This window comes from Streptomyces sp. NPDC039465, from assembly GCF_055639315.1.
Window position 1 is genome coordinate 712,990 of record NZ_JBVKAP010000001.1, and the last position, 13,930, is coordinate 726,919.

General features: G+C 71.0%; 11 protein-coding genes and 3 tRNA genes. 8 read left to right on the forward strand and 6 right to left on the reverse strand.

All coding sequences use genetic code 11. The annotated features are described in order from the left end of the window. Positions 1-6 precede the first annotated feature (6 nt). Positions 7-597 (forward strand): NAD(P)H oxidoreductase, encoded by a 591-nt coding sequence (locus tag ACZ7LT_RS03320; RefSeq protein WP_471233520.1) that lies wholly within the window; start codon positions 7-9, stop codon positions 595-597. Continuing rightward, the gene (locus tag ACZ7LT_RS03325) at positions 594-2,099 is read left to right on the forward strand and encodes an MFS transporter (protein ID WP_471233524.1); all 1,506 of its coding nucleotides are present in this window, start codon (positions 594-596) and stop codon (positions 2,097-2,099) included. The genes ACZ7LT_RS03320 and ACZ7LT_RS03325 overlap by 4 nt, the downstream gene beginning before the upstream one ends. Before the next feature lie 84 nt (positions 2,100-2,183). Here the strand turns inward: ACZ7LT_RS03325 and ACZ7LT_RS03330 are convergent, their stop codons facing one another. Next, entirely contained in the window at positions 2,184-2,678 is a 495-nt protein-coding gene (locus ACZ7LT_RS03330) for a MarR family winged helix-turn-helix transcriptional regulator (RefSeq protein ID WP_471233526.1), read from the reverse strand. A gap of 97 nt (positions 2,679-2,775) precedes the next feature. On the opposite strand from ACZ7LT_RS03330, the gene ACZ7LT_RS03335 reads away from it, so the two are divergent. Beyond that, positions 2,776-3,189 (forward strand): organic hydroperoxide resistance protein, encoded by a 414-nt coding sequence (locus ACZ7LT_RS03335; protein WP_471233528.1) that lies wholly within the window; start codon positions 2,776-2,778, stop codon positions 3,187-3,189. A gap of 175 nt (positions 3,190-3,364) precedes the next feature. Here ACZ7LT_RS03335 and ACZ7LT_RS03340 read toward each other — a convergent pair. The 3 genes from ACZ7LT_RS03340 to ACZ7LT_RS03350 form a co-directional block, all read right to left on the reverse strand. Then, positions 3,365-3,438: transfer RNA gene (locus ACZ7LT_RS03340), tRNA-Ile, on the reverse strand. Positions 3,439-3,606: 168 nt separating this feature from the next. After that, a tRNA-Asn gene (locus ACZ7LT_RS03345) sits at positions 3,607-3,679 on the reverse strand. A 5-nt stretch (positions 3,680-3,684) separates the two neighbouring features. Continuing rightward, positions 3,685-3,757, reverse strand: a tRNA-Asn gene (locus tag ACZ7LT_RS03350). A gap of 190 nt (positions 3,758-3,947) precedes the next feature. Between ACZ7LT_RS03350 and ACZ7LT_RS03355 the strand changes: the two genes are divergently transcribed. From ACZ7LT_RS03355 to ACZ7LT_RS03375, 5 genes are all read left to right on the forward strand, one after another. After that, complete coding sequence (locus tag ACZ7LT_RS03355) at positions 3,948-4,238, forward strand: hypothetical protein (RefSeq protein ID WP_019886077.1); 291 nt, start codon at positions 3,948-3,950, stop codon at positions 4,236-4,238. Between the two features lie 39 nt (positions 4,239-4,277). Continuing rightward, on the forward strand, positions 4,278-5,717 hold the full coding sequence (locus tag ACZ7LT_RS03360; protein WP_471233530.1) for an FGGY family carbohydrate kinase: 1,440 nt from the start codon (positions 4,278-4,280) through the stop codon (positions 5,715-5,717). A 68-nt stretch (positions 5,718-5,785) separates the two neighbouring features. Then, positions 5,786-7,519, forward strand: coding sequence for an ABC transporter ATP-binding protein (locus tag ACZ7LT_RS03365; RefSeq protein ID WP_471233533.1), 1,734 nt, complete (start codon positions 5,786-5,788; stop codon positions 7,517-7,519). Then, positions 7,519-9,444, forward strand: coding sequence for an ABC transporter ATP-binding protein (locus ACZ7LT_RS03370; RefSeq protein WP_471233535.1), 1,926 nt, complete (start codon positions 7,519-7,521; stop codon positions 9,442-9,444). Before ACZ7LT_RS03365 ends, ACZ7LT_RS03370 begins: the two co-directional genes overlap by 1 nt. A 54-nt stretch (positions 9,445-9,498) precedes the next feature. Continuing rightward, positions 9,499-10,689: a TerD family protein gene (locus ACZ7LT_RS03375; protein WP_471233536.1), complete on the forward strand. Its 1,191-nt coding sequence runs from the start codon at positions 9,499-9,501 to the stop codon at positions 10,687-10,689. Here the strand turns inward: ACZ7LT_RS03375 and ACZ7LT_RS03380 are convergent. Together ACZ7LT_RS03380 and dnaG are read right to left on the reverse strand one after the other, a co-directional pair. Continuing rightward, the gene (locus ACZ7LT_RS03380; RefSeq protein ID WP_471233538.1) at positions 10,686-11,948 is read right to left on the reverse strand and encodes an RNA polymerase sigma factor; all 1,263 of its coding nucleotides are present in this window, start codon (positions 11,946-11,948) and stop codon (positions 10,686-10,688) included. The genes ACZ7LT_RS03375 and ACZ7LT_RS03380 overlap by 4 nt on opposite strands. Before the next feature lie 80 nt (positions 11,949-12,028). Next, on the reverse strand, positions 12,029-13,912 hold the full coding sequence (gene dnaG / locus ACZ7LT_RS03385; protein WP_471233540.1) for a DNA primase: 1,884 nt from the start codon (positions 13,910-13,912) through the stop codon (positions 12,029-12,031). Positions 13,913-13,930: the final 18 nt, after the last annotated feature.

Here is a 13,930-nt window from a genome sequence, read left to right on the forward strand (position 1 = left end):
GACACGATGACCACCCACACGCTGCTGGTCGTGGCCCACCCGCGCCCCGACTCGCTCACCGCGCAGGTCGCCGATCACCTCCACGCCCGGATGAAGGCCGAGGGCGGCACCGTCGACGTCCTCGACCTGTACGCGGAGGGGTTCGACCCGCGGCTCACCCCGGTCGACGAACCGGACTGGGAGGACCGCGAGAAGCACTACTCCCCCGAGGTCCACGCCCACATGGACCGGATCCTCGCCGCCGACGACATCGTGGTCGTCTTCCCGGTGTGGTGGTGGTCCCCGCCGGCGATCCTCAAGGGCTGGATCGACCGGGTGTGGAACTACGGCTTCGCCTACGGCCGCAGCAGGCCCCGGCTGGCGGGCCGCCGGATGCGCTGGCTGGGCCTGGCGGGCGGCACCGCCGAGTCGATCGAGGAGCTGGGCCTGGCCGGTACGGCCGAGCGCACGCTGCGGGCGATCTCGCAGTTCTGCGGCATCGAGGACGTGTCGGCCCGACTGCTGCACGGCACCGAACTCTCCGGTGTCCCCCATGACCTGCGTCCCGCCCGGGTGCGGGAGATCCTTTCGGCGGCCGAGGAGGCGCTGACGCCATGACGCTCACCAAAACATCTCCCGAGACACCGCCCGCGGCGCCTGCGCGGGCCGGTGCCCGGCAGTGGCTGGGCCTGGCGGTCCTGCTGCTGCCTGTGACCCTGATGACCGCCGACCTGGGGGTGCTGTGGCTGGCCACCCCCTATCTCGCGGCCGATCTGCGGCCCACCAGCGCCCAGTTGCTGTGGACCACCGACATCTACGGCTTCCTCACCGCCGGCACGCTCGTGATCATGGGGACGCTCGGCGACCGGCTGGGCCGCCGCAAGCTGCTGATGGCGGGTTCGGCCGGGTTCGTCGCCGCCTCGCTGCTCGCCGCGTACGCCCCGGGTCCGGAGGTGCTGATCGCGGCCCGTGCCCTGCTCGGTGTCGCCGGGGCCGCCGTTCTGCCCTCCACCCTGGCGCTGATCAGCCAGCTGTTCGCCGATCCCCGGCAGCGGGCCACCGCCCTCGCCATGTGGGTGACCGCCCTGTCGGTGGGGCTGGCGATCGGCCCGGTGATCGGCGGGGCGCTGCTGGCGGTGTGGTGGTGGGGGTCGGTGTTCCTGATCGGGGTGCCGATCATGCTGCTCGCTCTGGTCACGGCCCCGGCGCTGCTGCCCGAGTACCGCGATCCGGCGGCCGGGCGGCTGGATGTGGCGAGCGTGGCGCTGTTCCTGCTGGCCGTCCTGCCGGTGGTGTACGGGATCAAGTCGCTGGCCTCGCACGGGCCGGGCGCGTCGGCGGGGATCGCCTTCGGGCTTGGCGCGCTCTTCGCGGTCGCCTTCGCCCGTCGCCAGAACCGGCTCGCGACCCCGCTGCTGGATCTGCGGCTCTTCCGTGACCGGACCTTCACCGGGGCGCTGCTGGCGCTGCTGCTGGGGATGACCGCGCTCAACGGTGTGGAGTATCTGGTGCCGCAGTACCTCCAGGGGGTGGCCGGGCAGTCGCCGCTCGAGGCCGGGCTGTGGCTGCTGCCGGGGGCGGCGGGGCTGGTCGCCGGCTCCCAGCTGACGCCGGTCCTCGCCCGGCGGATCCGGCCGGCGTACGTGCTGGTCGGCGGGCTGCTCATGTCGCTTGCCGGGTACGCGGCGCTGGCCCTGGGCGAGGGGGTGGTCGTCGCCTCCTCCGGTCTGGCCGTGATCATGTTCGGGGTGGCTCCGATCAGCGTCCTGGGCACGGCCCTGGCGGTCGGCGCGGCGCCGGCGCGGAAGGCGGGCGCGGCGGCGGCGACCGGGCAGACGGCGTACGACCTGGGCCTTGCCCTGGGGATCGCGGTGACCGGCAGTGTCGCGGTCGCCGTCTACCGGGGCCGGATGCCGGGGGACGCCCCGGCGGGGGCGCGGGACACGCTGGGGGCCGCGGTGTCGGCCGGTGACGCGGGTCTCGCGGCGGTGGCGCGGGAGGCGTTCACGGCCGGACTTCAGTCGGCGGCCGCGCTGAGCGCGGGGTTCGCGCTGGTGACGGCGGTTCTGGTGGCCGTCCTGCTGCGCCGGGTCCCGAAGATCACCTCCGCGTCCCACTGACCGCACGGCCCACGCGGACGACACGGCTGCGCCCCTCCTCCGGGAGGGGCGCTGTGTCGTTCCATCCGGGTCATGCCGTCCCGGTCATTGCGTCGTGCGGGTGCCTTCGAGGAGGTCCGGGTCGACGGCGTCGAGCCGGGCGGAGAGGGCGGTGAGCTGTTCGCGCAGGTCGCGGATCTCCTCCAGGGAGAGCCCGGTGGCCAGCGCAATCCGACGCGGTACGCCGAGCGCCCGCTCGCGCAGGTCCGTTCCGGCGTCGGTGGCGCGGGCGGTGACCGAGCGCTCGTCCTCGGCGCTGCGGCGCCGCTCGACGTATCCGGCCGCTTCCAGCCGTTTGAGGAGCGGGGAGAGGGTGCCGGAGTCGAGCCGCAGGTGCTCGCCGATCTTCTTGACCGGCAGTTCGCCGTGTTCCCAGAGCACCAGCATCACCAGGTACTGCGGATAGGTGAGGCCCAGCTCCTTGAGCGCGCCGCGGTAGACGCCGTTGAAGGCGCGGGTGGCGGCGTGCAGGGAGAAGCAGATCTGGTGGTCGAGACGGAGGAAGTCCTCGTCCCGCACGGTGCCGAGCGTGGTCTTCATGGCTCCAGACTACGTCACATCCGCGCGATTGAGTTGTGCACAACTGAATCGTGCGCTATCAATGAAGTACCGCAAGGACGAGAGGACAGGACCCCACATGAACGCGCTGTACACCGCCGTCGCCACCGCCAACGGCCGCGAGGGCCGCGCCGTCAGCTCCGACGGCCACATCGACCTCCCGCTGGCCCACCCCCAGGCCCTGGGCGGCAACGGCCAGGGCACCAACCCCGAGCAGCTCTTCGCCGCCGGCTACGCCGCCTGCTTCGCCAGCGCGATGGGCGTGATCGCCCGCCAGGAGAAGATCGACATCACGGACGTCTCGGTGACCGCCGAGGTCAGCATCGGCAAGGACACCGACGGCGGCTTCGGCCTCGCGGTCGTGATGCGCGCCGAGTTCCCGGACCACCTCCAGGGCGAGCCCGGCCGCGAGCTGCTGGAGAAGACCCACGCGTTCTGCCCGTACTCCAAGGCCACCCGCGGCAACATCGCGGTGGACCTCGTCATCGAGTAATGCCGCCCCCGCCGGAATTCAGAATTCCGACGGATCGAGGCGCTTTCCGCCCCGGAGGCTCTCCTCCGGACGGGCGGACACGGAAATGCCCCCGGCGTGTCGTACGTGGCGTACGTCACTCCGGGGGCATCCTGGTCGCGTCAGGCGGAAACCTTCCTGCATGCACGACACGCGGTGGGGCGGGTGGGACTCGAACCCACGGCCGACGGATTATGAGTCCGCTGCTCTAACCGGCTGAGCTACCGCCCCTTGTACGGCGTGGCGCGTACATGTGTGCGCGCCGTCTGCCGCAGCATAGCCGCTCATACGATCTCCTGCTCCGGATGGTGGCAACGCACGACCAAGATGACCGCACCAAGCGCCCTGTGGTTCCCGGACACAAGAAAGAGGACCCCTAAGGGTCCTCTTTTCTTTCCGCTCCCCCGGCTGGACTCGAACCAGCAACCCTCCGGTTAACAGCCGAATGCTCTGCCAATTGAGCTACAGGGGATCGCGCTCCCCCGACTGGACTCGAACCAGTAACCTGCCGGTTAACAGCCGGCTGCTCTGCCAATTGAGCTACAGGGGATTGCTGCGTTGCATCGAACGTACCCACCTCGGGTGTCCCGGGCGGCGCTCGCTCGCTGCGACACATACATTAGCGCAAGCAGGGGGGTGCTCCGCCAATCGGTATCGCCGAGGGCGAGAGGCCGGGTGATCACGGGCCCCGCCGGGTAGGCGGCCTGCACCTGCACCGACACCAGGGAAGGGTGGCTGCCATGCGGTACAAGCTCACATTCGTCGTCGGACTGGCCCTCGGGTACGTCATCGGCACCCGGGCCGGCCGCGAGCGTTACGAGCAGTTGAAGAAGTCCGCGCGCGAGTTCTCCCAGAACCCCGCCGTACGCAACGCCGCCGAGTCGGCCGCGCAGACCGGCCGGGAGGTCGCGGGCAAGGCCTTCCACGCCGTGAGCGAGAAGGTGCCCGGCTCCGTCTCCGAGCGGGTCCGGTCCCTGCGCGAGCGCGGCCAGGGCGACGTCGACGACGACTGGGGTACGAGCAACACCTGATGCCCCGGACGGCCCAGGAGTGCGGCAGAATCTTCACCCATGGGGATAGTCGCCGGGTTGGACAGTTCGTCGGAGTTCACACGCATCGTCGTCTGTGACGCAGACACGGGTGCCGTGCTGCGGCAGGGCTATGCCCCGCACCCCGTCGAGGCCAAGGCCACCGACGTCGATCCGCAGGCCTGGCTGCTGTCGCTGGGCGAGGCCGCCACCGGCGGGCTGCTCGAGGGCGTGCAGGCCATCGGTGTCTCCGCCCAGCAGCACGGACTCGTCCCGCTGGACGCGCAGGGCTCGCTGGTGCGGCCCGCGCTGGTCGGCAACGACAAGCGGGCCCAGGTCGCCGCGGCCGATCTCATCGAGGCCTTCGGAGGCCGGCAGGCGTGGGCCGAGGCCGTGGGGTGTGTGCCGCAGGCCTCGCAGACGGTGGCGAAGCTGCGCTGGCTGGCCCGGACCGAGCCCGAGGCGGCCCAGCGCATCGCCCTGCTGATGCAGCCGCACGACTGGCTGGTGTGGCAGCTGCTCGGCCGTCCGCTGCGCCGGACCACCGACCGCGGCGCGGCCTCGGCGACCGGCTACTGGTCGGCGGCCACCGGCGCCTACCGTCCCGACCTCGTCGAACTGGCTCTCGGCCATCAGGCGATGCTCCCCGAGGTGCTCGGCCCCGCCGAGGCCGCCGGCACCACCCCCGAGGGGCTGCTGATCTCCGCCGGCACCGGCGAGACCATGGCCGCCGCGTTCGGCCTCGGTCTGGGCGCCGGTGACGCGGTCGTCTCGCTGGGCGCGTCCGGCTCGGTCATGGCCGTGCACCACGGGGCGCTGGTCGACCCGCAGGGCATGATCACCTCGTTCGCGGACGCGACCGGGATGCACCTGCCCGTCGTCCACACCTCCAACGCCGTACGGGCGCTGCGCGGCACCGCCGAGATGCTCGGCACCGAGGACCTCGCCGAGCTGTCGGCGCTGGCCCTGAAGTCCACGCCGGGCGCGTCCGGTCTGGTGCTGCTGCCCTATCTGGAGGGTGAGCGAACGCCGCAGCTGCCGCACACCGCGGGCACCTTGAGCGGGCTGCGCCGGGAGTCGATGAAGCCGGAGCATCTGGCGCGGGCCGCGTTCGAGGGCATGCTGTGCTCGCTCGCCGACGCGATGGACGTGCTGCGCGGGCGTGGGGTGGAGGTGCGCCGGGTGTTCCTGCTGGGCGCGGCCGCCGAGCTGCCGGCCGTGCAGGCCATCGCCCCGGCGGTGTTCGCGGCGCAGGTCGTCGTCCCCCAGCCGGCCGACTACGCGGCGCTCGGCGCGGCCCGCCAGGCGGCCTGGGCGCTGGGTGTCTCGCAGGGGAAGCTGTCGCCGCAGGCCCCGCCGGCCTGGCAGGGCGCGGCGGCCCAGATCTTCGAGCCGGGTGAGGAACTGGCGGTGGGTCAGGCGGTGCGCCAGCAGTACATCGCCACGCGCGACCAGGTGCACCCCGGGGCATTCGGGGGCTGAGCCGGGGGGCCGGTCGGGCCGGGAAATCGGGTCGTAACGTTCCAGGGGCTCGGGCGATAGTAGGACCCGTGCTCATACGACTCCTCCGAACGCACTTGCGCCCGTACCGAAAACCCATCGCGCTGCTGGTGGCGCTCCAGTTCCTGCAGACCTGCGCCAGCCTCTACCTGCCGACCCTGAACGCGGACATCATCGACAAGGGTGTCGTGCGGGGTGACACCGGTTACATCCTGCGCTTCGGCGCGCTCATGATCGCGGTCTCCGTGGTCCAGGTCGTCTGCAACATCGGGGCGGTCTACTACGGGGCGCGGACCGCCTCGGCGCTCGGCCGGGACGTGCGCGCCGCCGTGTTCGAGCGGGTGCAGTCCTTCTCGGCGCGGGAGGTCGGCCAGTTCGGTGCCCCCTCGCTGATCACCCGTACCACCAATGACGTCCAGCAGGTCCAGATGCTGGTGCTGATGGCGTTCACGCTGATGGTGTCGGCGCCGATCATGTGTGTGGGCGGCATCGTGATGGCGCTCGGCCAGGACGTGCCGCTGTCGGCGGTGCTGCTGGCCGTCGTGCCCGTCCTCGGTGTCTGCGTCAGCCTCATCGTGGCGCGGATGCGGCCGCTGTTCCGCACGATGCAGGACCGGCTCGACACGGTGAACCGGGTGCTGCGCGAGCAGATCACCGGCAACCGTGTCATCCGGGCCTTCGTGAAGGACGCGTACGAGACCGAGCGGTTCGGGCGGGCCAACACCGGTCTGACCGATGTGTCGATGGCGACCGGACGGCTGATGGCGCTGATGTTCCCGACCGTGATGACGGTCGTGAACATCTCCAGCGTCGCGGTGGTCTGGTTCGGAGCGCACCGCATCGACAGCGGCGCGATGGAGATCGGCGCGCTGACCGCCTTCCTCGCCTATCTGATGCAGATCGTGATGGCCGTGATGATGGCCACCTTCATGTTCATGATGGTGCCGCGCGCCGAGGTGTGCGCCGAGCGCATCGAGGAGGTCCTCGGCACGGAGACGAGCGTGCTGCCGCCGCTCGCGCCGGTGACCGAGCTGCGGCGCACCGGCCATCTGGAGGTGCGGGGCGCGGGGTTCCGCTATCCAGGTGCCGAGGAGCCGGTGCTGCGGAACGTGGACCTGGTCGCCCGGCCCGGCGAGACCACGGCGATCATCGGGTCGACGGGCAGCGGCAAGTCGACCCTGCTGGGTCTGGTGCCGCGGCTGTTCGACGCGACCGACGGCGAGGTGCTCGTCGACGGCGTGGACGTACGGGACCTGGAGCCGGCGCTGATGGCGCGTACGGTCGGGCTCGTCCCGCAGAAGCCGTACCTCTTCTCCGGGACGGTGGCGACGAACCTGCGCTACGGGAAGCCGGACGCGTCCGACGAGGAGCTGTGGCACGCGCTGGAGGTGGCCCAGGCGGCCGACTTCGTACGCGGTCTGGAGCACGGTCTCGACGCGCCGATCGCGCAGGGCGGCACGAACGTCTCCGGCGGGCAGCGGCAGCGTCTGGCGATCGCGCGGACGCTGGTGCAGCGCCCGGAGATCTATCTCTTCGACGACTCGTTCTCGGCGCTGGACTACACGACCGACGCGCTGCTGCGCACGGCGCTGGCGCGGGAGACCGCCGAGTCGACGGTGGTGATCGTGGCCCAGCGGGTGTCGACGATCCGTGACGCCGACCGGATCGTGGTCCTCGACGAGGGCCGGGTCGTCGGCACCGGGCGCCATCACGAGCTGATGGCGGGCAACGGGACGTACCGGGAGATCGTGCTCTCCCAGCTCACCGAGGCGGAGGCAGCCTGATGGCCGGTCCTGGCGGACGCATGATGATGGGCCAGTCCGGTGAGCGGTCCATGGACTTCAAGGGCTCGGGCAAGCGGCTGCTGCGGCAGCTGGCCCCCGAGAAGACCGCGCTGTGGGTGATGCTCGCGGCCGGTGTGCTGAGTGTGGCGGCGTCGGTCGTCGGGCCAAAGATCCTCGGCCGGGCGACCGACCTGGTCTTCGCGGGGGTCGTGGGGCGGGAGATGCCCGACGGCTCGACGAAGGCGCAGGCGATCGAGGCGCTGCGGGCCAAGGGCGACGACGGGCTCGCCGACATGCTGTCCGGGGTGGATTTCGTGCCCGGGCAGGGCATCGACTTCACCGCGGTCGGCGAGGTGCTGCTGTGGGTGACGCTGATCTATGTGGCGGCCGGGCTGCTGATGCTGGTGTCGACCCGGATGTCGATCAAGGTGATCAACCGGACCGTGCACCGGATGCGCGAGGACGTGCAGGCGAAGCTGGCGCGGCTGCCGCTGTCGTACTTCGACCGGGCCAAGCGCGGTGAGGTGCTGAGCCGGGCGACCAACGACATCGACAACATCTCGCAGACCATGCAGCAGTCGATGGGCCAGCTGATCAACTCGCTGCTCACGATCGTGGGTGTGCTGGCGATGATGTTCTGGATCTCGCCGCTGCTCGCGCTGGTGGCGCTGGTGACGGTGCCGCTGTCGGTGGTCGTCGCCACCCGGATCGGCAAGCGGTCGCAGCCGCACTTCGTCCAGCAGTGGAAGTCCACGGGCACGCTGAACGCGCATGTGGAGGAGATGTACACCGGCCATGGGCTGGTGAAGGTCTTCGGCCGGCAGGAGGAGTCCGCGGCGGACTTCCGGGAGCAGAACGAGGCGCTGTACGAGGCCGGGTTCCGGGCGCAGTTCAACAGCGGGCTGATGCAGCCGGTGATGTTCTTCATCTCGAACCTGAACTATGTGCTGGTGGCCGTGGTGGGCGGGCTGCGGGTGGCGTCCGGGACGCTGTCCATCGGTGACGTCCAGGCGTTCATCATGTACTCGCGGCAGTTCTCGATGCCGCTGACGCAGGTCGCGTCGATGGCGAACCTGGTGCAGTCGGGGGTGGCGTCCGCGGAGCGGATCTTCGAGCTGCTCGACGCCGACGAGCAGGAGCCGGACGCGGCGGAGTCCGGGATGCCTGAGCGTCCGCAGGGCCGGGTCGCGCTGGAGAAGGTGTCGTTCCGCTACGAGCCGGACAAGCCGCTGATCGAGGATCTGTCGCTGGCGGTGGAGCCGGGGCAGACGGTCGCGATCGTCGGACCGACGGGCGCGGGCAAGACGACGCTGGTCAATCTGCTGATGCGGTTCTACGAGGTCACCGGCGGGCGGATCACGCTCGACGGCGTCGACGTGTCACGGATGTCGCGCGAGGACCTACGGGCCGGGATCGGCATGGTCCTCCAGGACACCTGGCTCTTCGGCGGCACCATCGCCGAGAACATCGCGTACGGCACATCGCGGGAGGTGTCCCGCGAGGAGATCGAGGCGGCGGCGCGGGCGGCCCACGCGGACCGGTTCATCCGCACTCTGCCGGACGGCTACGACACGGTCCTCGACGACGAGGGGGCGGGGGTGAGCGCGGGCGAGAAGCAGCTGATCACGATCGCCCGGGCGTTCCTGTCGGACCCGGTGATCCTGGTCCTGGACGAGGCGACGAGCTCGGTGGACACCCGTACGGAGGTCCTGATCCAGAAGGCGATGGCGCGCCTCGCCCATGGCCGTACGTCCTTCGTGATCGCGCACCGGCTCTCCACGATCCGGGACGCGGATGTGATCCTGGTGATGGAGAACGGTTCGATCGTCGAACAGGGCACGCACGACGAGCTGTTGGCGTCGGACGGGGCCTACGCCCGCCTGTACGCCGCCCAGTTCGCGCAGGCGGTCGCCGAGGTCGACTGACCAGCACAAACGGAATGATCCACTCGCCGTGACCCATGCCGCATCATGAGCGGCATGGGTCAATCGGTGAAGAACATGGGTCATTGGGTGCCGTCGGTCGCCCTCCGGGTGCGTATACCGGCGGCGGAGACGGCCGTGCTGCTCCTCGACGGGTCCGGACGGGTCCGCGGGGACGCGGATCTGGTCTTCGAGGGCCAGCCCTCACACCCGTCGGGGGCGGTACGGCTCGGCCCGTCGGATCTCGGCCTCGATCTGAACAAGGTCGAGCCCGCCGTCGAGCGGATCGTGGTCGCCGGGTGGAGCCGGCACGGCGGCTTCGGAGAGCCCCCGGTGCTCGACGCGGTGGCACCGGACGGTTCGGCCCTCCTCTCGTACGCGCCGACGGAAGCGCCGGACGTGCCCGCCCTCGCCCTCGGTGTCTTCTACCGGGAGGCGGGCGGCTGGAAGTTCGACGGTCTCGGGGAGGGGTACGGCGCCGGGCTCGCGGGCCTCGTCACGGCGTACGGGGTCGAGGTCACCGAGGACGAGCGGGTGCCGGTCCTCGCGGGGCCGGTGCGGCTGACCGGCGTGGTGAAGGTCCCGGGACAGACACCGGGCCCCGGCGGGTACATGCCGGGGCTCTTCCCGCCGCCGGAACGGCCGTACCACCTGGTCGACGGCTGGGAGTTCGGCGAGGTCTTCGAGCCCTTCACCGCCGAGGGCCACGGCCACCAGGTGGTCACCGTCGACCCCTCGACGCCGGGTCCCGTCCTCGTCGAGCTGGCGCACGAGGGAGAGGGATACGTCTCCGTCTATCCGCTCAACAAGAAGAACAAGGACGAGGACTTCCTCTTCGCCTCCGCGCTGCCCGACTTCCAGGGCAGCAAGATCCTCGAGGCCCCGCGCGACCGTCCGCTGCGCTTCCGGATCACCGCCACGGGCCGGTGGGTGCTGCGGGTGAAGCCGGTCGCGGCGGCCCGCCGCATCGAGGACGTACTGCACGGCTACGGCCCCGAGGCGCTCCTGTACACCGGCGCGGAAGCCGACATGCGGATCGACTTCTTCGGCACGACGGAGATCGAGGGCGGCTACGTCAGCCTCTACACGTACGAGGTGAAGGGCCGCACGAGCGTGCCGAGCCACGACCGGCTGCTGCTCACCAACAACGGAAGGATGCGGCGGTCGGCTCCGCTCTCGGCGGGCCCGCTGGTGCTGCGCTACTTCGCGGCGGGCCCGTGGACGCTGACCGTCGGGGACGTCGACTAGTCCAGGTAGCCGCGCAGCTGGTCGGCGAAGGTGTGGTCCCGCAGTTTGTTGAGGGTCTTGGACTCGATCTGGCGGATGCGTTCGCGTGTGACGCCGAAGAGCCGGCCGATCTCCTCCAGGGTGCGGGGCCTGCCGTCGTCGAGGCCGTAGCGGAGCTGGACGACTTTGCGTTCGCGTTCGCCGAGGGTGGAGAGCACCGCCTCCAGGTGTTGGCGCAGGAGCAGGAAGGCCGCTGTTTCGACGGGGGACGCCGCGTCGCCGTCCTCGATGAGGTCGCCGAGGGCGACGTCGTCCTCCTCGCCGACGGGGGCGTGGAGCGAGACCGGTTCCTGGGCGAGGCGCAGGACTTCGCCGACGCGTTCGGGCGACAGGTCGAGGTGGGCGGCGACCTCTTCGGCGGTGGGTTCGTAGCCGCGCTCCTGGAGCATGCGGCGCTGGACGCGGACGACCCGGTTGATGAGTTCGACGACGTGGACCGGCACCCGGATCGTGCGGGCCTGGTCGGCCAGGGCCCGGGACATGGCCTGGCGGATCCACCAGGTCGCGTACGTGGAGAACTTGTAGCCGCGGGCGTAGTCGAACTTCTCGACCGCTCTGATCAGGCCCAGGTTTCCTTCCTGGACGAGGTCGAGCATGGTCAGTCCGCGGCCCACGTACCGTTTGGCGACCGAGACGACCAGCCGCAGGTTGGCCTCGATCAGGCGGCGCTTGGCCATCCGGCCCATGACGACCAACCGGTCCAGGTCCAGGGCGAGTTGGGAGTCGAGGCTCGGGGTGGAGAGCAGCTTCTCCTCGGCGAACAGGCCGGCTTCGACCCGGCGTGCCAGCTCGACCTCCTCGGCCGCGGTGAGCAGCGGGATACGCCCTATCTCGCGCAGGTACTGCCGGAAGAGGTCGGAGGAGGGGCCGGTGGAGTCGGGGCGGACGGCGCGCGGCTCGGGCGGTTCGGGTGGCTCCGGGGCCTCGGCGACATCCTCGGCGATGTCTTCAGGGGCCTCGGGGGCCTGCGGGGTGTCCTCGGCGGGATCCGGGAACGCGTCGGGGACGGCTTCCGGGTGGTGCGGGGCCAGGCTCTGCGCCGGGACCAGGGTGTCCGGTTCGGTGTCGGTCAGGGTCTGGGTCTGCACGGGGGCGACCTCCAGGGTGATCGCTGCCGGGTCGGGGGCGTACGGCAGCGGGACGGCGGCGGCCGGGCCGCCGGGATCCGTCCCGTACACGTTGAGCGGAACCGCGGGGGTGCGCTCCGAGGACTCAGGCACCGCCCCTTAGTGTGGGGTACGACTCATCATCGCCACGAGGGGCGTGCGGTGACTTTTTGAGTCCGGCGGGTGACGGAACGTCAGAGGGCCGCCGCGCCATGGTTCTTGAGGGCCTCGCCGTACTGCGTGAGCACCCACAGCTCGTTCTGGACGGCGGCCAGCTGCTGCGGATCGCCGTGCTGGCCGAGCCGGGCCAGGGTGCCGTTGATGTCCCGCAGGCGCCGCTCGACGGCGCGCCTGCGGACCCAGACCAGCTGCTCCCCCGCGTAGGTCTCGTCCACCACGCGCGCGTGGATGGCTTCGACGGCCAGTTCGGTGACGAGGGCGCGGACGGTGTCGTTGGGGGCGGATTCCAGGACGGCGGTGAGGTAGTCGGAGGGCGCGTCGGTGGCGCCCCCGGCGTCCTGGATGCACTGGCGGACGGCGGCGTAGGGCGGGGCGGTGAACTCGTCGATGCCGTACGCGTCGAAGGCCGGGGAGACCAGCTCGGGGCGCTGGAGGGCGAGTTTGAGCAGCTCGCGTTCGGTGCGGTGGGCGGGGCTGCGGAGGTTGAGGGCGGGTCCGGCGGGGGCGGCGGCCTGGGCCTGGGTCTCGTACGTACGCTGCGGCGCGGCGGGGCCCTTGCCGCCGCGGTCCCTGGCCCAGCGGGCGATCTGGGCGACGCGCCGGACGACGAACTGGGTGTCGAGGATGCCGACGAGTCCGGCGAGCTGGACGGCTACCTCGTGCTGGGAGGCGCCGTTCTTGATCCGGGCGACGATCGGGGCGGCCTCGTCGAGGGCGGCGGCGCGGCCGGCCGGGGTCTCCAGGTCGTAGCGGCTCACGATCTGGCGCAGGGCGAACTCGAAGAGCGGGGTGCGCGGCTCGACGAGGTCGGCGACGGCCTCGTCGCCCTTGGCGAGCCGCAGCTCGCAGGGGTCCATGCCGTCAGGGGCGATGGCGATGTAGGTCTCGGCGGCGAACTTCTGGTCGTCCTCGAAGGCGCGGAGCGCGGCCTTCTGCCCGGCGGCGTCGCCGTCGAAGGTGAAGATCACCCGTGCCGAGCCGTTGTCCATCAGGAGCCGGCGCAGGATCTTGATGTGGTCGCCGCCGAAGGCGGTGCCGCAGGTGGCGATGGCGGTGGTGACGCCGGCGAGGTGGCAGGCCATGACGTCGGTGTAGCCCTCGACGACGACGGCGCGGCTGGCCTTGGCGATGTCCTTCTTGGCCAGGTCGATGCCGTAGAGGACCTGCGACTTCTTGTAGATCGGGGTCTCGGGGGTGTTGAGGTACTTGGGGCCGTTGTCGTCGTCGCGGAGCTTGCGCGCGCCGAAGCCGACGACCTCGCCGCCGACATCGCGGATGGGCCACATCAGGCGGCCGCGGAAGCGGTCGATGGGGCCGCGGCGGCCGTCCTGGGAGAGGCCGGAGACGATCAGCTCCTTGTCGCTGAAGCCCTTGCCGCGCAGGTAGCGGGTGAGGTGGTCCCAGCCGGCGGGGCTGTAGCCGACGCCGAAGTGTTCGGCGGCGGCCTGGTCGAAGCCGCGCTCGGCGAGGAACTTCCGGCCGATCTCGGCCTCGGCGCCGCCCAGTTGGTCGCTGTAGAACTGGGCGGCCGCCTTGTGGGCCTCGATGAGGCGGATGCGCTCGCCGCGCTGGTGTCCGGGGTTGTAGCCGCCTTCTTCGTACCGCAGGGTGATGCCCGCCTTGGCGGCGAGGCGTTCGACCGTCTCCGAGAAGGAGAGGTGGTCGATCTTCATCACGAAGGCGATGGTGTCGCCGCCCTCCTGGCAGCCGAAGCAGTGGAAGAGACCCTTGCTGGGGCTGACCTGGAAGGAGGGGGACTTCTCGTCGTGGAAGGGGCACAGGCCCTTGAGGTTGCCGCCGCCCGCGTTGCGCAGCTGGAGGTACTCGGACACGACGGCGTCGATCGGGACCGCGTCCCGTACCGCCTTCACGTCGTCATCGTTGATCCTGCCTGCCACGCGGGAATTCTACGGGCC

Bases quoted from the DNA above. Each gene is read 5' to 3' on its own strand.
- ACZ7LT_RS03320 (WP_471233520.1), top strand. From the start codon at position 7: ATGACCACCCACACGCTGCTGGTCGTGGCCCACCCGCGCCCCGACTCG.
- ACZ7LT_RS03325 (WP_471233524.1), top strand. From the start codon at position 594: ATGACGCTCACCAAAACATCTCCCGAGACACCGCCCGCGGCGCCTGCG.
- ACZ7LT_RS03330 (WP_471233526.1), bottom strand. From the start codon at position 2,678: ATGAAGACCACGCTCGGCACCGTGCGGGACGAGGACTTCCTCCGTCTC.
- ACZ7LT_RS03335 (WP_471233528.1), top strand. From the start codon at position 2,776: ATGAACGCGCTGTACACCGCCGTCGCCACCGCCAACGGCCGCGAGGGC.
- ACZ7LT_RS03355 (WP_019886077.1), top strand. From the start codon at position 3,948: ATGCGGTACAAGCTCACATTCGTCGTCGGACTGGCCCTCGGGTACGTC.
- ACZ7LT_RS03360 (WP_471233530.1), top strand. From the start codon at position 4,278: ATGGGGATAGTCGCCGGGTTGGACAGTTCGTCGGAGTTCACACGCATC.
- ACZ7LT_RS03370 (WP_471233535.1), top strand. From the start codon at position 7,519: ATGGCCGGTCCTGGCGGACGCATGATGATGGGCCAGTCCGGTGAGCGG.
- ACZ7LT_RS03375 (WP_471233536.1), top strand. From the start codon at position 9,499: ATGGGTCAATCGGTGAAGAACATGGGTCATTGGGTGCCGTCGGTCGCC.